Raw genomic sequence first — 19,193 nt, forward strand, 5'->3', positions numbered from 1 at the left:
TGCCGGGGTCAGGCCTCCTGCGCCAGGACCAGCCCGGGCGCGCCGCCATGGGCGCGGCTGGCGGGCCTGAGCAGCGAGGTGGCGGGGCCGATCAGGACGTCGCAGTCGGCGTCGCGTCCGATGCGGCGCGCGGCCTCGCCCAGGGCGTCGCGTCCGCAGCGCGCGGTGCCCTGGCGCCCCAGCACGATCAGGTCGGCCCCGATGCGGCGCGCGCAGGCGCGGATCACCGGCACCGGGAAGCCCGAGTGCACGGCGCGCGCGCGCGGCTGGCGCATCGGCTTGAGGGTATCGATCCAGCTTGAAAGCCGCTCGCGCGCCTTGTCGATACCGCGCACCACGTAGGCGTCGATGACGCTGGCGGGCACCTCGAACTCGCGCATCAGGCCTTCGTCGGCCAGGCGGTAGGCGTGCAGGAAGGTGAAGTGGGCGCCGGGCGCGAGCGCCAGCGCCATGCGCGCGGCGGCCAGCGAATCGTCGGAAAAGTCGACCGCCACCAGCACCCGCTGGTAGACGTCGCAGGGCTCCCGGTGCACCACCAGCACCGCATTGCGGCTGTGGCGCACGATCTCGTCGCTGTCGGAATGCGCCAGCATCTTGAGGAAGGCGTTGCGCCGGTGCGGCGCCAGGATGGTCAGGTCGGCCCCCATCTGCTCGGCGCGCCCGACCACGACCGCCGCCGCCGACTTCGGCTGCACGTTCCACAAACTGTCGATGGCGTCCGGATGGTCGGGCATGGCGAAGGGGCGGCGCTGCCCGGCGATCCAGGCGCGCAAGCTGCCGCTGCCGACTTCGAGATGGCTGAAGGTGGTGGCCGGCGCGCCGATGCCGCGCCTGCTGTGCTTGACCGCGATCATGTCGAACACGCCGACGTCGAGCTGGGCGCTGAGCAGCGCCGCGCGCAGCTCGGCATTGCGCGACTGCTGGGTTTGACTCGTGGCCAACAAGATTTTCTTGATGTCGTGCATACGGTTCTCCTTTGCCATGGGCGGCGCCGCGCCTCGGGCGGGCGCCGATCGTGAAAAAACGGTGGTGCGGCAATGCGCGCCGCGTCCTGCGGCGCCTCGACTACCTAGGCGCTATAGGCGTACTGCGCCGAGCGCGACCGGTGCGGCGGCCAGTCGGCGCGCACCGGCGGCGTGACGTGCAGGATCTCGAAGCGGCAGGCGCCGTCGCCCCCGTCCTCGAGGCCGACCACGCTGCCGCTGGCGCGCCCGAGCACGGCCAGCGCCAGGGGGCTCAGGAGCGACACCCGGGCCAGCGCGAGGTTGGCATCCTGCGGGCAGGCGATGAAGACGCCTTCGCGCTCGCCGCTGCACAGGTGGCGGCAGCTGACGTGGGAATACAGCGCGGCGTAGGGCGCCGGCCGCACGGACTCGGGCAGCAGGATGGCGCTGGCCAGGACCTCGGCCAGGCGGGTGCCGGCGCGTGCGCGCTCGCCGCCGGCGCGCAGCCAGGCGGCGGCCAGCCGGCTCAGCACGGCGGCATCGTGTTGTTGCAGGTAGCGTGGTTCGGACATTGGAATAGCCTCCCGCGGCCGGCGCTTCCTGCGCGGCCGCCAAAACGACGTGGGACGCCGGCGCGCATGCGCCGGCTGCTCGAACGGATCGTGAGGTGGCTCGGGAGGCCGGGCGCCTGGGCGCCCGACGCTCGCCGAGCTTACGTGAGGCCGGCGATATCTCGCGTGGAGAGATGCACGAGGCGGGCGAAGCGGGCGCCGCACTCATGCGAGGAGAGGCTGGTGGCAGGACGTGAACGGCCGTGCGCGACGCGGCGCCCTGCCCGGTGCGGGCAAGCGTGTGCGGCGTGGCGGCGGATGCGGTGGGTGTTCACGTCGGTGCGATGGTGGTGTGATCGAAACGTGGTCGAGTATAGCGCATCTGGTATTTTTTGCAACGCCACGCGGCCCTGGCGCGGGTCAGTTTTCCTTGAACTTGGTGATGCTGACGGCCCCCTCGCCCTCGATGAAGGCGGCCTTGACCTCGCTGACGCAAGCGATGCTCTGCTGGCGCAGCGAACTCATGAGCTCCTCCTCGGTCAGGAACTCGCGCCGCATGTTACACCGGAGCAGGCGGCCGTCGCGGATCACCTGGATCGGCGGCGAGGACACCAGCTTCTCGATGAAGCGGAAGCGGTAGCTGGCGGCATTGATGAGGAAGTCCCAGCCGATCAGGACCAGGACCAGGATCAGGATCAGGCCCTCGGACACCGAGGTGTACAGGCCGAAGCCGTTCGACGCCGCCTCCGCGATCAACAGCACGAAGATCAGGTCCATCGTCGCCAGTTCGCCGCCGATCCGGCGCGGCATGAAGCGAAGCAGGACCAGGATTGCGAAATACAGGATCGTGCCGCGCACGGCCAGTTCGAGTACCGGGGTCTCGACCACGAACAGGTCGGACCACGCGTCGGGAAGCCAATTCATCGTCACCTCTACGCTGCGCACGTCGCGGATGCGCCGGCGCGGCAGCATCGCGCCGGCGCCCTTACTCTACCGTGCCGGGCGGTTTCGCGACGCCCGGCTCGACCTCAATTCCCCTCGGCCAGCCCGACCAGCGCCTCGAAGGCGAGCGAGGCGCGACTGCGGTAGCGCTCGCGGTGGCGCAGCAGCCAGAAGGCGCGCGGCGCGAGCTCCAGGTTCGCCTTCACCAGCCGGCCGCTTTCGAGGTCGGCCGCCAGCACCAGTTCGGAGACCGCGGTCGCGAACGGCCCGGCCAGCACCGCCGAACGCAAGGCCTCGTTCGACGGCAGCGTCAGCGCCACCGCGAGCGACTCCGGCGCCACGCCCAGCGCGCGCAGCGCCGCCTCGAAGGCCGAGCGCGTGCCCGAGCCCTGCTCGCGCAGGATCCAGGACGCCGCAAGCAGGTCGGCCGGCCCCAGCTTCCTGCCGTCGGCCCAGGGATGATCGGGCGCGGTCACCACCACCATCCTGTCCTCGGTCACCGGCCGCGCCGCCAGCGCGGCTTCGGCGATCTCGCCTTCGACCAGGCCGATGTCGGCCGCGCCTTCGAGCAGCGCGCGCGCCACGCCGTCGGTGTTGTCGACCGTGACCGCCAGCTCGATCTGCGGATAGGCCTTGCGGAAGGCGACCAGCCAGGGCGGCAGCCAGTAGCTGGCGATGGTCTGGCTGGCCTGGATCGCCAGCCAGCCGCGCTTCAGGCCGCTAAGGTCGGCCAGGGTCTGCTCGGCGCTGCGGGCGCTGGCGAGCGTGCGCCTGGCCTCCTGCAGGAACAGGCGGCCCGCCTCGCTGGTTTCGATGCGGCGGCCGATGCGGTTGAAGAGCGGCGTGCCGTAGCGCTCCTCGAGCGCCTTGATCTGCGCGCTGACGGCCGACGGCGTCAGCGACAGGGCCGCGGCCGCCTGCGTGAGGTGCTGGCGCTCGGCGACCGCCACAAAAATGCGCAACTGATCGAGGGTCATCATCGTTCGTTTTCCCTGAACGTTTTATCCGTAATTTCAAGATGGACCTAACGATCCACCGGGCAAGATAATGCAGATATTGAGTTTTGGAAAGAAGAAAAATCATGACATTATCGATATCTCCGGTGCGCGCGGCCCTGCCCGGCCTGCTGCTGTGCGCCGCCGTCAGCGCCGCCAGCCTGGCCCTGGCCGCCGGCGAAGCCGCCCTCTTCGGCCGGGCATGGGTCGAAGCCCTGGTGCTGGCGATCCTGCTCGGCGCCGCCGTCAAGACCTTCCACGGCGTCGATGCGCGCTTCCAGCCTGGCATCGACATCGGCGCCAAGCTGCTGCTCGAGATCGCCGTGGTGCTGCTCGGCGCCTCGGTCAGCGCCGCCGCCCTGCTTGGCCAGGGTCTGGCGCTGGTGGCCGGGATCGCGCTCCTGGTGGCGCTCGCGATCGTAATCGGCTACGCCATCTGCCGCGCGTTGGCGCTGCCGCCCAAGATGGCGCTGCTGGTCGCCTGCGGCAACGCCATCTGCGGCAATTCCGCCATCGCGGCGGTGGCGCCGGTGATCGACGCCGAGGGCCGCGACGTGGCCGCCGCGATCGCCTTCACCGCGGTGCTGGGCGTGCTGGTGGTGCTGGCGCTGCCGCTGCTGGCCGGACCGCTCGGGCTCTCGCCGGCGCAATACGGGATGTTCGCCGGCCTGACGGTGTACGCGGTGCCGCAGGTGCTGGCCGCGACCGCGCCGGTGTCGGCCGCCAGCGCCCACGCCGGCACCCTGGTCAAGCTGCTGCGGGTGTTGATGCTCGGGCCGGTGGTGCTGGTGCTGTCGCTGCTGGGCAGGCACGAGGCGCACCAGGAAGGGCGGCAGGAAGCGCACCAGGAAGCGCGGCAGAAGGCGCGGCAAAAAGCGCGGCGTCCGGCCCTGTCCGAGCTGCTGCCCTGGTTCATCGGCGGTTTCCTGGCGCTGCTGGCGCTGCGCTCGCTCGGCGCGATTCCCCAGGCCCTGCTCGGCCCGGCGCACGAGACGGCCGGCTTCCTGACCCTGATGTCGATGGCCGCGCTCGGGCTCGGCGTCGACGCCCGCGCCGTGCTGCGCGCCGGCCCGCGCGTGGCGGCGGCGGTGGTGCTGTCGCTGCTCGCGCTGTGTGTCCTCGGCCTGGGGCTGGTCGCCCTGGTCGGCCCGGCCTGAGCGGCGCCGTTTCAGGGGCCGTCGGCGCCGTGGGAGGTGCCGGGCAGGCCGGCGCCATGCTGCGCCATCAGCACCACGACCCAGTCGATGAAGACCCGCAGCTTCTTGCCGGGATGGCGGTTCGCCGGATACGCGATCGTCATCGCCAGCGGGTCGATTTCCCAGTCCGCGAACAACGGCACCAGGCCACCCTGGGCAAGGTGGGGCCGCGCCATGTAGTCGGGCAGCCAGAGCACGCCCAGTCCCGCCAATCCGGCCGCCAGGTAGGCATTGCCGTCGTCGATCGCCAGCAGGTGGCGCCCCTGGATCGACACGCTCTCGCCGCCGCGCCGCATGCGGTAGGGCGAGCCGGCGCCGCGCAGCCCGCGAAAGCGCACGATGCGGTGCCGGCCATCGTCCAGCGCCTGCGGATGCGGCGGCGTGCCGGCGCGCGCCAGGTAGCTCGGTGCGGCATACACGCCAAGGCGCAGTTGCCCGACGGTGCGCGCCACCAGCGACGCGTCGGCGATGACGCCGCCACGCACCACGCAGTCGACGTTCTCCCCGATCAGGTCGACATTGCGGTCGCTGACGCCCATGTCGAACTCGATGTCGGGGAACCGCGCGTGAAATTGCGGCAGGGCCGGCACCAGGACCAGCGTGGCGAACGGACTGGGCACGTCCACGCGCAGCTTGCCGCGCGGCGCCGCCGCCGCGTTCGGCAGGCTGGTCTCGATGTCGTCGATCTCGGCCAGCACGCGCACGATGCGCTCGTAATAGAGCGCGCCGTCGGCCGTGAGATGCACGCGGCGCGTGGTGCGGTGCAGCAGCTTCAGGCGCAGGCGGGCCTCGAGCTGCTGCACCAGCTGGGTCACGGTCGTGCGGCTCATGTGCAGCGTCTCGGCCGCCTTCGTGAAGCTGCCCGCCTCTGCCACGCGCACGAAAGCGCGCATCGCGTCGAACCTGTCCATGTGTCTCCCTGATGATTGTTTGGATTATACAAACAATGTTGACGCAACTTGCCCGTTTATCGGGGCTTCGCGCCTTGATAGAGTGCCGTTGCCGTCAACCGGCGGCATCCATTTGAGGAGATATCGATGACAATCCGCGACGTGGTGTTCCCGCCCGGACGCCAGGCCCTGTATGAAAAGAACCGCTATTCGCCCGCCGTGCGCTGCGGCGACCTGCTGTTCGTGTCGGGCCAGGTCGGCAGCCGCGAAGACGGCTCGCCCGAACCCGAACTGGACGCGCAGGTCAGGCGCGCTTTTGCCAACCTGAACGCGATCCTGGCGGCGGCCGGGGGCGGTTTCGGCGACGTCGTCGACGTGACGGTGTTCATCGTCGACCCGGAAGCGCGCTTCGAACGGATCTGGAGCGTGGCCCAGGAATACTGGGGCGAAGCGCCCTACCCGACCGTGACCGCCGTCGGCGTGACCTGGCTGTACGGCTTCCAGTTCGAGATCAAGGTGGTCGCGAGGATCCCGGCGCCCGTGCAGGCTTGACGCGCGGCCGGCGCCCCTTCAGCGCTGGCCGGCGAAGAACTCGCCCGGCGTGACCCCGGCGAACCGGCCGAAGGCGGCGATGAAGGCCGACATGCTGTCGTAGCCGCAGGCGATCGCGACGTCGGTGACGCGCTCGCCCCGTTCGAGCAGCGGCAGCGCCGCCAGGATGCGCAGGCGCTGGCGCCAGGCGCGGAAGGTCAAGCCGGTCTGCTGCTGGAACAGCCGGCTCAGGGTCTTTTCCGACACCGCCAGCCGGACCGCGTGCTCGGCCAGCGTGCGCGCGCTGTCGGGCCGCGCCTGCAGCTCGCGGCAGATGCGGCGCAGGCGCGCGTCGACCGGCAGCGGCAGCGCCAGGCCGGCCTCGGGCGCGGCCGCCAACTGGTCGAGCAGGACCGCCGCCAGCCGGCCCTGGGCCCCGTCTTCCTGGTACTCGACCGGGAACTCGCTGAAGCCGCGGATCAGTTCGCGCAGCAGGGGGGCGACCGCCAGCACGCGGCAGGCGCGGCCCGGCGCATCGGGCGCAGCGGGGAAATGCGGCGCCGCCAGCGCCGCCGGGTCGATGTAGAGGCTGCGGATCTCGGTGCCCTCGGCGCAGCGCACGGCATGCGGCACGCCCGGCGGCACCCAGACCGCGTGGCGCGGCGGCGCCATGTAGCGGCCGCCGTCGGCGATCACCTCGACCACCCCCTTCGCCGCGTACGACAGCTGGACCCAGGGATGGCGGTGGCGGCGCCCGATCGCGCGGTTCGACAGGCCGAGGACGTGGCCGTAGACCGGGCGCGGCAGCCTGGGCAGGGCCGCCAGGTCGGCGGGGCCGGCGCCGGGAATGTCCGTTTGCCGACGTTTCATGGGCGATTCACGATAAAGCTCTTCATCGCGCTACGGTACAGTACGCCCCGCCTCCGGGCAAGCGGCGCCCGCCAGGGCGTGGCGCGTGCGTCCGCGTTCGTCCGCATTGCCCGTACCCCGTGCCCTTTGCCTGGGCCTGCGCCCCAACCCGTCCCGACATGATCGATTTTCAAGACCGCCACGGCGAGCTGCGCCGTTTCCGCCGGCGCCTGCTGGCCCTGTTTGCCTTCGTCGTGCTGTGCTTCGGGCTGCTGGCCGCGCGCCTGGCCTGGCTGCAGTTGGCGCGCCACGCGCACTACATGGCGCAGTCCGACGGCAACCGCATCGCGCTGCTGCCGGTCATGCCGACGCGCGGCCTGATCCTCGACCGCAACGGGGTGGTCCTGGCGCGCAACCAGCCGGTGCACACGCTGGAAGTGACGCCCTCGAGGCTGCGCGCGCGCCTGGACTCGGTGCTCGACGAGCTGGCCAAGCTGGTCGCGATCGACGCGCGCGACCGGCGCCGCCTGCGGCGCCAGGTCGCCGACAACCCGCCGTTCGCGGCCAGCCTGCTGCGTAGCGGCCTGACCGACGAGGAGGTGGCGCGCTTCACCGCCCAGCGCTTCCGCTTTCCCGGGGTCGAGCTGCGCGCGCGCCTGCTGCGCGACTACCCGCTGGGCGAGGTCGCCGCGCACGCGGTCGGCTACGTCGGGCGCATCGACCCCGCCGCGCAGCGCGCCCTGGAGGCCAATCCCGACCCGGGGGTGGCGGCGAACTACCGCGGCACCGACACCATCGGCAAGGAAGGCCTGGAGAAGAGCTACGAGCGCCAGCTGCACGGGCGCACCGGCTACGAGCAGGTCGAACGCACCGCCGCCGGACGCCCGGTGCGCACCCTGTCGCGGGTCGAGCCGGTGCCGGGGGCCAACCTGGTGCTGTCGCTCGACGTCGGGCTGCAGCGCGTGGTCGAGCAGGCCTTCGGCGACGCCCGCGGCGCCCTGGTGGCGATCGACCCGGCCAGCGGCGAAGTGCTGGCCTTCGTCTCGCGCCCCGGCTACGACCCCAACCTGTTCGTCGGGGGCATCGACCCGCAGAGCTGGCGCGCGTTGAACACCTCGCCCGACCGCCCGCTGCTGAACCGGCCGCTGGCCGGCACCTATGCGCCCGGATCGACCTTCAAGCCCTTCATGGCGCTGGCCGCGCTCGAACTGGGCAAGCGCAACGCCACGCACAGCATCCACGACGCCGGCTACTTCATGCTCGGCGGGCACCGCTTCAACGACGACAAGCCGGGCGGCCACGGCGAGGTCGACCTGTACCGTTCGATCCTGGTCTCCTGCGACACCTGGTACTACCAGCTGGGCAACGAGCTCGGGATCGACGCCATCAGCGCCTTCATGGCGCGCTTCGGCTTCGGCGCGCCGACCGGGATCGACCTCGAGCACGAGCGCGCCGGGGTGCTGCCTTCGCAGGACTGGAAGCGCAAGCGCTTTGCCCGCGGCGGCCGCTGGAACGGCGGCGACACGGTCTCGATTAGCATCGGCCAGGGCTACAACAGCTACACCATGCTGCAGCTGGCGCACGCGGTGGCCCTGCTGGCCAACGACGGCTTGTCGCCCAGGCCGCACCTGCTGCGCGCGCTCGAAGACGGCGTCACGCATGCGCGCCGGCCCTTCGACCCCGGCCCGGCGACCCGGCTCGCGCTGCGCCAGGAACACCTCGACCTGGTCAGGCGCGCGATGGTCGGCGTCACCACCGAGCGCGACGGCACCGGCTACAAGGTCTTCCGCGGCGCCGCCTACACGGCCGCCGGCAAGAGCGGCACCGCCCAGGTCGTCGGCCTGAACGGCGGCAAGTACGACCACCACGGCACGCCGGAGCACCTGCGCGACAACGCCCTGTTCACCGCGTATGCGCCGGCCGACCGGCCGCGCATCGCGATCGCGGTCGTGGTCGAGAACGCCGGCTGGGGTTCGGCGGTCGCCGGTCCGATCGTGCGCAAGGCGCTCGACTACTACCTGGCGGAGCGCGATTGAGATGAACCGATCCGGTACGACGAAACCGGCGCGCCGGCAGCGGGTGGCGGGACGCGCCGGCCACGCCTTCGCCGCCAATCCGCTGCTGGCGCGGCCGCTGCCGCCATGGCGTTCGCGGCTGCTGCAATTGCTGCTGCTGTGCGCCTTCGCCGCGCTCGCCGGGCGCGCCGCCTGGCTGCAGCTGGTGAGCGTCGACTTCCTGCAGAAGCAGGGCGCCAGCCGCTATGCGCGCACCCTCGACCTGCCCGGCACGCGCGGCCAGATCCGCGACCGCGACGGCCAGCTGCTGGCCGCCTCCGTGCGCGCGGTGGCCGTGTGGGCGATCCCCGAGGACCTGCGCGCGGCGCCCGCGGCGGCCATCGCGGACATCGCACGGCTGCTCGGGACCGACGCTGCCGGCATGCGCCGGCGCATCGATCGCGCCCGCCACTTCGTCTACCTGAAGCGCCAGGTCGAGCCGGACGTCGCCGTGCGCCTCGCCGCCCTGAAGGTGCGCGGCCTCGGCTTCACCGACGAGTTCCGCCGCGTGTATCCGCAGGGGCCGGTGGCCAGCCAGCTGGTCGGCTTCGTCGGGCGCGAGGGGCATGGGCTGGAAGGCATCGAGCTGGCGCGCGACGCCGCGCTGAGCGGCAAGGACGGCTACCGGCGCGTGATCCGCGACCGGCTCGGCAACATCGTCGAGGACGGCGGCGCGCTGCTGCCGCCCACGCCGGGAACCGACGCCGTGCTGTCGATCAGCGGCGCCATGCAGTATGTGACCTGGAAGGAGCTGCGCGCGGCGGTCGAGACCTTCGAGGCCAGGGCCGGCAGCGCGATCGTGGTCGACGCCCACAGCGGCGAGATCCTGGCGCTAGCCAACTACCCCAGCTATGAGCCAAACGGCGCGAACGGCGCCGCAGCAATGCCCGGCGCGGCGCTGCGCAACAAGGCGATCACCGACAGCTACGAGCCGGGCTCGGTGATGAAACCGTTCACGGTCGCGCTCGCGCTCGATCGCGGGCAGGTGCGCGCCGACACCCTGGTCGACACCGGCGCCGGCCGCCTGGTGATCCGCGGCGCGCCGATCTCCGACACCAGCGCCCACGGCCTGATCAGCGTCGCCGACGTACTACGCTATTCCTCGAACATCGGCACCGCGAAACTCGCGCTCGACATGCCGCCGCGCGCGATGTGGGAGATGTACATGAAGCTCGGCTTCGGCCAGCAGCCCCAGCTGGGCTTTCCGGGCGCCGCGGCCGGGCGGGTGCGCCCGTACGCGGCCTGGCGCCCGATCGAGCAGGCCACCATGAGCTACGGGAACGGCATCGCGGTATCGCTGGTCCAGCTGGCGCGCGCCTATACCGCCTTCACCAACGACGGCGAGGTGATCCCGCTGAGCCTGATGAAGGGCGGCGGGCGGCCGGCCGGCACCCGGGTGTTCTCGCCCGCGACCGCGCGCACGCTGCGCGCCATGCTCGAAAACACGGTGCTGCACGGGACCGCGAAGCGCGGCGCCATCCCCGGCTACCGGGTCGGCGGCAAGACCGGGACTGCGTACAAGGCCATCAACGGCAGGTACACGCTGCCGCGCAAGTACATCGCCTCCTTCGTGGGGATCGTGCCGATGTCGGCGCCGCGCTTCATCGTCGCCATCATGATCGACGAGCCGGGCGGGCGCCAGCACTACGGCGGCCAGGTGGCGGCCCCGGCCTTCGTCGGCATCGCCTCCCAGGTGCTGCGCGTGGCCAACGTGGCGCCGGACGGCGGCGTGGCCGACCTGATCGCGCCCGCGCCGATCGATCCCGACGAGGTGCTCGACTAAGAGCGCTCCAAGGGCCGCGCATGGGGCCGGCAACGCGCCATGCGTGCGCGCCGTTGTACGCGGCGCGGTTCTGGTGGATAATTCGCACCCATGAACGATACCGCCACCCTCCCCCCGCTCCCAGACCGGCTCTCGATCGACCCGAGCAGCCCTTTCCATAACCGCGACGTGTTCCAGCGCGACATCGGCATCCGCTTCAACGACAAGGACCGCCACGACGTCGAGGAATACTGCATCAGCGAAGGCTGGATCAAGGTCGCCGCCGGCAAGGTGCTCGACCGCAAGGGCAAGCCGATGCTGATCAAGCTGAAGGGCAAGGTCGAGGCGTTTTACCGCTGATCGATCGCGGCCTATATTCAAGATAACGCAGGCGCCTCTCGAGGGCGCCTTTTTGTAGGGTGGGCACTTGTGCCCACGCGGTCTCACGGCATGAATGGTCGAACCGCAAATAAGATGGCCAGAGGATGATCGGCGCCGGATCGGTGGGTTCAAGAACCCACCCTAGGTTGTAGCAGCGCCGGTCGCAGCATCATCACGGCGTCAGCAGCTTCAACCCCGCAATCCCCAGCGCGATCAGCCCGATCGAGGCGATCCGCAGCGCGCCGGCCGGCTCGCCCAGCATCACCATCCCGAACACCGCCGTGCCGATGGTGCCGATGCCGGTCCACACCGCATACGCCGTGCCCAGCGGTAGCTGGCGCAGCGCCAGGCCCAGCATGGCGACGCTGCCCGCCATCGTGGCCAGGGTGAAGGCCGAGGGCCACAGGCGCGTGAAGCCTTCCGTGTACTTCAGCCCCACCGCCCAGGCCACTTCCAGCAGCCCCGCCACCACCAGGTAAATCCAGCTCATCGATCGCCTTTCGCGGCCACGGCCGCTGTCAAAAAAACCGGCGCAGTATACCGCTGCGCGCGCAAATCGGCCCCGGCCGTACGACGCCGCCGCAAAAACGAGGCGTCCCCGGCAGGAATCGCGCGCTTCCCTTAAGATGGCCGCCAGCAAATTATTCGAGGAGCATGCATGACCACCCTGTTCGACCCGATCAAGATCGGCGCCTTCGAGCTGCCGAACCGCATCGTCATGGCGCCCCTGACCCGCGCCCGCGCCGTCGGCGCAGGCCGCGTGCCGAACGCGCTGATGGCCGAGTACTACGCCCAGCGCGCCAGCGCCGGCCTGATCCTGTCCGAAGCGACCTCGGTGACGCCGATGGGCGTCGGCTACGCCGACACGCCGGGCATCTGGTCCGACGAGCAGGTCGCCGGCTGGAAGCAGGTCACGGAGGCCGTGCACGCCGCCGGCGGGCGCATCGTGATGCAGCTCTGGCACGTCGGCCGCATTTCCGATCCGGTGTTCCTGGACGGCGCCGCCCCGGTCGCGCCGAGCGCGATCAAGCCGGCCGGCACCGTGAGCCTGGTGCGCCCGAAGCGCGAGTACGCCACGCCGCGCGCGCTCGAGACCGAGGAAATCGCCGGCATCGTCGCCGCCTACCGCCAGGGCGCCGAGAACGCGAAGCGGGCCGGCTTCGACGGCGTCGAGATCCACGGCGCCAACGGCTACCTGCTCGACCAGTTCCTGCAAGACAGCACCAACCGCCGCACCGACGGGTACGGCGGCACTATCGAGAACCGCGCGCGCCTGATGCTGGAAGTGGCGGATGCCTGCATCGAGGTCTGGGGCGCCGACCGCGTCGGCATGCACCTGGCGCCGCGCCGCGATTCGCACGACATGGGCGACTCGACGCCGGCGGCGACCTTCGGCTACGTCGCCCGCGAGCTGGGCAAGCGCGGCATCGCTTTCATCTTCGCGCGCGAAGCGGTGGGCGAGGACAGCCTGGGGCCGCTGCTGAAGAAGGAATTCGGCGGTCCCTACATCGCCAACGAGAAGATGTCGGTCGAGACCGCCGAACAGCTCCTGGCCGAGGGCAAGGCCGACGCCATCGCCTTCGGCCTGTGGTTCATCGCCAACCCGGACCTGCCGCAACGCCTGCAGCAGGGCGCCGCGCTCAATCCGCTGCGTCCGGAGGTGATCTACGGCCAGGGCGGCGAAGGCTATACCGACTACCCGGCGCTGTCGGCGTAAGCGCCCCGCGGGCGGCCGCGGCCGCCCGGCCTGCCCCTGCGCTGTTTCCAAAGCGCGCCCGTCAATACAGGCGCCGCGTGCATACGCAACTCCTGCGCAACGCCCGTTGCGCCCGTGATATTCTTGCGCGATTCGCAATGTGCGCTCCCGGCGGGAGCGCCCTTACAAGGAATCGCTTTGAATATTTTCGCTCCCCGCGCCATGGCGCTGGCCATTGCATCCGCCCTCGCCTGCGGCGCCGTCCATGCCGCGCCAGTCCAGGCCAAGGCGCCCGTGCGCGCCGAGAACGCCTTCCTGTCGCAAGAGGACGCCGCCGCCCGTTCGGCGCGCGTGTCGAACGTCGCCTACGCGCTCGCATTCACGCTGACCGGCAAGGAAAGCTTCAGCGGCGTCACCACCGCCAGCTTCGACCTGAAGGACAATGCGGCGCCGCTGACGATCGACCTCGACAAGGCCACCGTGAAGTCGGTGACGGTCAACGGCAAGCCGGTGGAGGCGAAGTACAACGGCTGGTTCGTCACCATTGCGGCAAGCGACCTGGTGGCCGGCCGGAACACCGTCGTCATCGCCTACGAGCGCCTGCACAGCACCAACGGCGAAGGCCTGCACCGCATGGTCGACCCGGTCGACGGCCGGGTCTACACCTATTCGCACTTCGAGCCGGCCGCCGCGCACCAGATGTTCGCCGTGTTCGACCAGCCCGACCTGAAGGCCACCTACCAGGTGACCGCGACCGCGCCCGCCGACTGGCACGTGGTCTCGACCACCCGCGAATCGAAGATCGAGCAGGCGGGCGAGATGCGCCGCTGGACCTTCCCGGCGACGAAAAAGCTGAGCCCCTACAACTTCTCGCTGCACGCCGGCCCGTATAAGGTCTGGGAAGACAACAGCGGCAAGTACCCGATGCGCTTGTTCGCGCGCCAGTCGGTGGCGGCCCAGGTGACGCCGCAGGACTGGTTCCGCTACACGAAGGATGGCCTGGCCTTCTTCGACAACTACTTCGGCATCCCCTACCAGTTCGAGAAGTACGACCAGCTGCTGGTGCCGGACTTCCTGTACGGCGCCATGGAAAACGCCGCCGCGATCACCTTCGCCGAGGGCCGCTTCCTGCACAAGGCGAAGATGACCGACGCCCAGCGCCAGTCGCTGGCCTCGGTGATCATGCACGAGATGGCCCACCAGTGGTTCGGCGACCTGGTCACCATGCAGTGGTGGAACGGCCTGTGGCTGAACGAGAGCTTCGCGGCCTTCATGGGCACGCTCGCCACCGCCGAAGCGACCGAGTTCAAGGACGCCTGGCAGGCCTTCTATTCGGGCGGCAAGCAGGCTGCCTATGCCCAGGACCAGAAGGTCACGACCCACCCGATCGAGGTGCCGGTGCCGTCGACCGCCAACGCTTTCGACAACATCGACGCCATCACCTACTCGAAGGGCGCCTCGACCCTGATCCAGCTGCGCCACCTGCTGGGTGCGGAAACCTTCCGCAAGGGCGTGCACAACTACCTGGTCAAGTATGGCTACCAGAACGCGAAGCTGGACGACTTCATCGGCAGCCTGGGCCAGGCCGCCGGCCGCGACCTCTCCGGCTGGACCCGCCAGTGGCTGTATCAGCCGGGCGTGAACACGATCGCCGCCGATTTCACCTGCAAGGCCGGCAAGATCGCCACCTTCAGCCTGAAGCAGAGCGCGAGCAAGCAGTTCCCGACCCTGCGCGAGCAGCGCGTCCAGGTCGCGACCTTCAAGGTCGACGGCGGCAAGGTGGCGCTGGCGCAGAACGTGGCCGTCACCTACTCCGGGGCGGCCACGAAAGTGCCGGGCCTGGTGGGGACGAGCTGCCCGGACCTGGTCTACTCGAACTACCAGGACTGGGGCTTCGTCAAGGTGCAGCTCGACGGCCGCTCGTTCGCCACCGCGCGCGCCAGCCTGTCCCGGGTCGAGGATCCGCTGCTGCGCACCATGCTCTGGCAAAGCTTGTGGGACGGCGTGCGCGACGCCCGGCTGCCGCTGAACGAATTCATCGAGACCGCGCTGGCGAATGCGCCGCTGGAGAAGGACTACACCCTGCTGGGCGACGTGCTCGGCAAGGTCGCCGCATCGAAGGAGTACCTGGACGCGATGAACCTGGACACGCCATGGGCGCGCCAGACCCGCGCCGCGCTGGAAGAGATGGCGTGGAAGGGCGTGCTGGCGAACAAGGGCAACGAGAACTTCCAGCGCCGCTGGTTCTCGAGCTACCTTGGCCTGGCGAGCACCCCGGCCGCGCTCGAGCGCCTGCAGGCCCTGCTGGCCGGCAGCACCAGCGTCGACGGCCTGAGCATCGACCAGGACCTGCGCTGGGCCATCATCAAGCACCTGAACCGCTACGACGCCGCAGGCGCGGCAAGCCTGGCCGAGCACGAAGCCCGGCGCGACAAGTCCGACACCGGCCAGGCCGCCGCGCTGGCCGCCACCGTCGTGCGTCCGGATGCGCAGGTGAAGGCGCAGTGGCTGGGCACCGTCGAGGACCTGCAGACCACGCTGCCGTTCTCGAAGATCCGCACCGCCATGGGCAGCCTCTATCCGAGCGAGCAGAACGCGCTGTCCGAGCAGACCGCCGACGCGCGCCTGGCGAAGCTGCCGGCGATCGACAAGGCGGCCGGCCCGGTCTACATGCGCTCCTACGGCGGCGCGCTGATCCCGGCGACCTGCACGCCGCACAGCGTCAAGCGCCTGGGCGCGGCCGCCGACAAGTACCGCGACCTGTCGGCCGGCACCCGCCGCGCCCTGCTCGACGCGCTGCAGGAAGACCAGCGCTGCGTCGCCATCCGGCAGGCCATGACGGCGCCGAAGTAAGCCGCGTGCCGGGCGGGCTGCTCGCCTCGCCGGGCCGCATGGCCAGCCGAATCGGCCCCGGACCGGGCAATGGCGCCAGCCCGATCAGCGGGGATCCGGAGCGCAAATGGGAGCGCTTCGCCGGCGCCGGCCACGGCGTGACGGTCTGCCGCAAGGCCGTAGACAGCCGCGTGCGCCCGACCCGGCTCCAGTCGCCCGCAGCCGAAGCTCAGGGCGCCGGATTGCCCGACGGCCGGCACAGCTCGGCCACCCGGCGCCAGTCGCCGCTGGCGACGCAGCCGGGCAGCGGGCCCTGGCGCAGCAGGTCCTCGATGTGCAGCGGCGCCATCTCCTTGACCCGCACCTCGCGGTTGATCGGCAGGCAGGCCGCGTCGTGCCACGCCGCGCTGACGCCGGCCGGGGCCGGCAATGGGCCGCGCAGGTGCACGGCCGCGGCTTCGCATTCCTGTTTCGTCTCGTAGGCGCCGCGCAAGCTGCTGCCCTCCAGCGTCACTTCCAGGTTCTGTTGCAGGTAGAGCAGCAGGACGATCGTGTACATGGAACCTCCGCGACAGTACAGCCGGGTTCGCTCACCAAGCCTGCGCTGGATCAGCCCGGCTCGGCGCTAGAAGCTTAGGCTGTGCGCTTCGAACAAAAGAGGACAGCAATGCCCAAGCTTATCACCTGGAACATGCAGTCGGCCCGCACGGCGCAAGGCGGCGCCGACCTCGATCGCGTTGTCGCCACACTCTCGCGCTTTTCCCATTTCGATGTCCTGTGCCTCCAGGAAGTAGCCTGCGGATACGAGGCGCGCGACGGCAGCCCGCTCGGCGACCAGTTCAAGGGCCTGGCCCTGCGCCTGCCCGGCTACAACCTGGCCACCTGCGCCACGCTCGACACCCTGGCGCCCGAGGGCAGCCGGCGCCGCATCGGCACCATGATCTTCTCGCGCTACCGGATCCTGCAGGTCTTCCGCCATTCCCTGCCCTGGCCGCCCGACCCCGGTGTGATGAGCATGCCGCGCAGCGCGCTGGAAGTGACGCTGCAGACGCCCTGCGGCCTGCTGCGCGTGCTGTCGGTGCACCTCGAGTATTTTTCGCTGGTCCAGCGCATGGCCCAGGTCGAGCGCCTGCGCGAGCTGCACCGCGAAGCCGCGCTGCATGCGCGCACGCCGCGGCCAGGGGAACCCGAGGCCGGCCCATTCGAGGCGCTGCCGCGAGCCGCCCACGCGATCCTGCTGGGCGACTTCAACATGCTGCCCGGCTCGCCCGAATACGCGCGCCTGCTGGCGCCCTTCCCCGACGGCACGCCGGCGCTGCGCGACGCCTGGAGCCTGACCCAGCCGGGCCGGCGCCATGCGCCGACGGTCGGCCTGCACGACGACAATCCGGACGCGGGCGCGCCCTTTACCTTCGATTTCGCGTTCGTCAGCGCGGGCCTGGCCGAACGCGTCGGCCGGGTGCGGGTGGACGCCGCCGAAACCGGCTCGGACCACCAGGCGCTGCTGCTCGAACTGGCCTGAGCCTGCGCGCCGCCGGCCCGGCGGTTAGAATGGCGCTTTGCCGGCGGGCCCGGGCGGCGCAGCAGCGCGCGCGTCGGCCGCGGCCGACGCTTGAAGGGAACCGATTTGAACTGGGATTATCCGCAACCGTACACCCTGCCGCTGGCGCCCCGTCCCGAGGACATCGACGGCCTGAACCACACCAACAACGCCGTCTACGTCCGCTGGTGCGAGCAGGTCGGCTGGGCCCACTCGGTGTCGCTGGGCCTGAGCCTCGAGGATTACCGGCGCCTGGACCGCGCGATGGCGATCCGCCACGGCGAATACGACTACCTCCTGCCCACGCTGCTGGGCGAAGAACTGACCTTGGGCACCTGGCTGGTCGGCGGCGACGGCAAGCTGTCGATGGAGCGCCGCTTCCAGCTGATCAGGAACAGCGACGGCGCGACCGTCCTGCGCGGACGCTGGGAACTGGTCTGCATCGACATCAGCGGCGGCCGCCCGCGCCGCATGCCGCCGGAGTTCCTGGCGGCCTACATGCCCCAGGTTGTCCAGGTTTGAGCCATGCACGGGCGCGCGCGAGCTATCTTGCGTGTGCTCAAAAGAAACCTTGATCAAACCGGGCTGGGCAGCGGGAGCGCCGGGTGAAACTTTGGGAAGCACTGATCTATTCCGACGGATGGGATTGGCATGGAGAAAAGCGGCCGGCAAGGCGCAAACCACAGCCATACCGCGTGGTATGGCGAGGATTTGCAACGCGGCAGGACGTTTTTTCTCCACGCCAAGACCGCCGTCATGAATAGATCAGTGCTTCCCTAAGTGCACCCTGCTACAAGGAACACCATGACCGGCCCCGCCCACCGCGCTCCCCTTCGCCGCGCCCATCCGCTCGCCGCCCTGCCGTGCAGCCTGCTCCTGTTCGCGCTCGCTGGCTGCCGCTGGGGCGAGGGCTCGTCCGAGCAGCTCGTGGTGCCCGAGGTCGTGCGCACCAACCTCTACGTCGCGCCGAACGGCTCGGACGCCAATCCCGGCACCGAGGCCGAGCCTTTCCGCACCATCAGCCGCGCGGCCCAGGTCGTCACGCCCGGCACGACCGTCTACGTCGCGCCCGGGCAGTACACCGGGGGCTTTCGCACCGAGGTCAGCGGCAGCGCGGAAGCGCGCATCATCTTCCAGTCCGTCGAGCGCTGGGGCGCCCGCATCGTGCCGCCGCTCGACTCGCGCACCACCAGCGCCTGGGACAACCGCGGCAGCCACGTCGACATCGTCGGCTTCGACATCGACGGCACCCAGTACCAGAGCGGCAACAAGTGGCTGAGCGGCATCCACAACGGCGGTTCGCACAACGTCATCCGCCACAACCACGTGCACCACCTCGGCCTGGACGTGCCCTGCGAAAGCGCGGGCGGCGCCGGCGTCGTGGTGGACAGCCTGTACAAGGGCAGCGAATCCGACCTGGTCGGCAACAACGTGCACGACATCGGCCCGGCCAACTGCCGCAGCCACCATGGCCTGCTCATCGGCACCGAGGCGCGCGTGAAGAGCAACCTGGTCTACCGCGTCACGGGCGCCGGCATCCTGCTCTGGCACGACGCCCACCGGGTCGAAGTCACCGGCAACACGATTTCCACCTCGGGCTCGGGCATCGTGGTGGGCGGCGGCGACTACCGCCATACCCAGGGACCGAACGACCATACGGTGGTGGCGAACAACATCGTGTTCGACAACCTGCTCGGCATTCTGGAGCAGGGCCAGACCGGCGAGAACAACGGCTACCGCAACAACCTGGTGTTCCAGAACGCCGTGGCCGACTGGCTGCTGCCCCCGGGCCGCAAGCACGTCGGCACGGTCGCCGCCGAGCCGGCCTTCGTCGAATACACCCGCACCGGCACCCCGGACTTCCGCCTGACGCCGCGTTCGCCCGCCATCGGCCGCGGCGCCGGCGACGACGCGCCCGAGCAGGACTACCAGGGCAAGGCGCGCAGCAAGGCTACCGGGTACGACATCGGGGCCTACCAGCACTAGGCGCCGGCGCGCCTATCCGGGGCGGTGGGCCGGGTTGACCGTTG

General features: G+C 70.5%; 18 protein-coding genes. 10 read left to right on the forward strand and 8 right to left on the reverse strand.

Features of this window, described 5'->3' with window-relative positions; genetic code table 11:
• Positions 1 to 8: 8 nt before the first annotated feature.
• The 4 genes from RT688_RS16150 to RT688_RS16165 form a co-directional block, all read right to left on the reverse strand.
• Positions 9 to 941 carry a universal stress protein gene (locus tag RT688_RS16150; RefSeq protein WP_313705872.1) on the reverse strand — a complete coding sequence of 311 codons (933 nt, stop codon included), beginning with the start codon at positions 939 to 941 and terminating at the stop codon, positions 9 to 11.
• Positions 942 to 1,069: 128 nt separating this feature from the next.
• The gene (locus RT688_RS16155; RefSeq protein WP_313705873.1) at positions 1,070 to 1,516 is read right to left on the reverse strand and encodes a GreA/GreB family elongation factor; all 447 of its coding nucleotides are present in this window, start codon (positions 1,514 to 1,516) and stop codon (positions 1,070 to 1,072) included.
• A 399-nt stretch (positions 1,517 to 1,915) separates the two neighbouring features.
• Positions 1,916 to 2,419, reverse strand: coding sequence for a YetF domain-containing protein (locus RT688_RS16160; protein WP_313705874.1), 504 nt, complete (start codon positions 2,417 to 2,419; stop codon positions 1,916 to 1,918).
• A 104-nt stretch (positions 2,420 to 2,523) separates the two neighbouring features.
• On the reverse strand, positions 2,524 to 3,417 hold the full coding sequence (locus RT688_RS16165; RefSeq protein WP_313705875.1) for a LysR family transcriptional regulator: 894 nt from the start codon (positions 3,415 to 3,417) through the stop codon (positions 2,524 to 2,526).
• Positions 3,418 to 3,518: 101 nt separating this feature from the next.
• On the opposite strand from RT688_RS16165, the gene RT688_RS16170 reads away from it, so the two are divergent.
• Positions 3,519 to 4,589: a putative sulfate exporter family transporter gene (locus tag RT688_RS16170; RefSeq protein WP_313705876.1), complete on the forward strand. Its 1,071-nt coding sequence runs from the start codon at positions 3,519 to 3,521 to the stop codon at positions 4,587 to 4,589.
• An 11-nt stretch (positions 4,590 to 4,600) separates the two neighbouring features.
• Here RT688_RS16170 and RT688_RS16175 read toward each other — a convergent pair whose 3' ends face one another.
• Positions 4,601 to 5,539, reverse strand: coding sequence for a LysR family transcriptional regulator (locus RT688_RS16175; protein WP_313705877.1), 939 nt, complete (start codon positions 5,537 to 5,539; stop codon positions 4,601 to 4,603).
• Positions 5,540 to 5,665: 126 nt separating this feature from the next.
• On the opposite strand from RT688_RS16175, the gene RT688_RS16180 reads away from it, so the two are divergent.
• Positions 5,666 to 6,070, forward strand: coding sequence for a Rid family hydrolase (locus RT688_RS16180; RefSeq protein ID WP_313705878.1), 405 nt, complete (start codon positions 5,666 to 5,668; stop codon positions 6,068 to 6,070).
• An 18-nt stretch (positions 6,071 to 6,088) separates the two neighbouring features.
• Here RT688_RS16180 and RT688_RS16185 read toward each other — a convergent pair whose 3' ends face one another.
• On the reverse strand, positions 6,089 to 6,919 hold the full coding sequence (locus RT688_RS16185; protein WP_313705879.1) for a helix-turn-helix transcriptional regulator: 831 nt from the start codon (positions 6,917 to 6,919) through the stop codon (positions 6,089 to 6,091).
• A 158-nt stretch (positions 6,920 to 7,077) separates the two neighbouring features.
• Between RT688_RS16185 and mrdA the strand changes: the two genes are divergently transcribed.
• From mrdA to RT688_RS16200, 3 genes are all read left to right on the forward strand, one after another.
• The gene (gene mrdA / locus RT688_RS16190; protein ID WP_313705880.1) at positions 7,078 to 8,934 is read left to right on the forward strand and encodes a penicillin-binding protein 2; all 1,857 of its coding nucleotides are present in this window, start codon (positions 7,078 to 7,080) and stop codon (positions 8,932 to 8,934) included.
• 1 nt (position 8,935) lies between these two features.
• Positions 8,936 to 10,735, forward strand: a complete 1,800-nt coding sequence (locus RT688_RS16195) for a penicillin-binding protein 2 (protein ID WP_313705881.1) — start codon at positions 8,936 to 8,938, stop codon at positions 10,733 to 10,735.
• 90 nt (positions 10,736 to 10,825) lie between these two features.
• Entirely contained in the window at positions 10,826 to 11,074 is a 249-nt protein-coding gene (locus RT688_RS16200) for a DUF3297 family protein (RefSeq protein ID WP_312550929.1), read from the forward strand.
• Positions 11,075 to 11,267: 193 nt separating this feature from the next.
• Here the strand turns inward: RT688_RS16200 and sugE are convergent, their stop codons facing one another.
• A complete protein-coding gene (gene sugE, locus RT688_RS16205; protein WP_313705882.1) occupies positions 11,268 to 11,585 on the reverse strand; it encodes a quaternary ammonium compound efflux SMR transporter SugE in 318 nt (105 codons plus the stop codon).
• 168 nt (positions 11,586 to 11,753) lie between these two features.
• On the opposite strand from sugE, the gene RT688_RS16210 reads away from it, so the two are divergent.
• Both RT688_RS16210 and pepN read left to right on the forward strand, forming a co-directional pair.
• Positions 11,754 to 12,812 carry an alkene reductase gene (locus RT688_RS16210; RefSeq protein ID WP_313705883.1) on the forward strand — a complete coding sequence of 353 codons (1,059 nt, stop codon included), beginning with the start codon at positions 11,754 to 11,756 and terminating at the stop codon, positions 12,810 to 12,812.
• Between the two features lie 177 nt (positions 12,813 to 12,989).
• Entirely contained in the window at positions 12,990 to 15,644 is a 2,655-nt protein-coding gene (pepN, locus tag RT688_RS16215) for an aminopeptidase N (RefSeq protein ID WP_313705884.1), read from the forward strand.
• A 208-nt stretch (positions 15,645 to 15,852) separates the two neighbouring features.
• Here pepN and RT688_RS16220 read toward each other — a convergent pair whose 3' ends face one another.
• Positions 15,853 to 16,182 carry a hypothetical protein gene (locus RT688_RS16220; RefSeq protein WP_313705885.1) on the reverse strand — a complete coding sequence of 110 codons (330 nt, stop codon included), beginning with the start codon at positions 16,180 to 16,182 and terminating at the stop codon, positions 15,853 to 15,855.
• A 108-nt stretch (positions 16,183 to 16,290) separates the two neighbouring features.
• Between RT688_RS16220 and RT688_RS16225 the strand changes: the two genes are divergently transcribed.
• The 3 genes from RT688_RS16225 (at position 16,291) to RT688_RS16235 (ending at position 19,149) form a co-directional block, all read left to right on the forward strand.
• Positions 16,291 to 17,145, forward strand: a complete 855-nt coding sequence (locus RT688_RS16225; protein ID WP_313705886.1) for an endonuclease/exonuclease/phosphatase family protein — start codon at positions 16,291 to 16,293, stop codon at positions 17,143 to 17,145.
• Positions 17,146 to 17,250: 105 nt separating this feature from the next.
• Positions 17,251 to 17,685 (forward strand): thioesterase family protein, encoded by a 435-nt coding sequence (locus RT688_RS16230; protein ID WP_313705887.1) that lies wholly within the window; start codon positions 17,251 to 17,253, stop codon positions 17,683 to 17,685.
• 282 nt (positions 17,686 to 17,967) lie between these two features.
• Entirely contained in the window at positions 17,968 to 19,149 is a 1,182-nt protein-coding gene (locus RT688_RS16235; RefSeq protein ID WP_313705888.1) for a DUF1565 domain-containing protein, read from the forward strand.
• Positions 19,150 to 19,193 lie beyond the last annotated feature (44 nt).

Origin of the sequence: Massilia sp. (genome assembly GCF_032106685.1) — a bacterium.
Classification (GTDB): Bacteria; Pseudomonadota; Gammaproteobacteria; order Burkholderiales; family Burkholderiaceae_D; genus Telluria.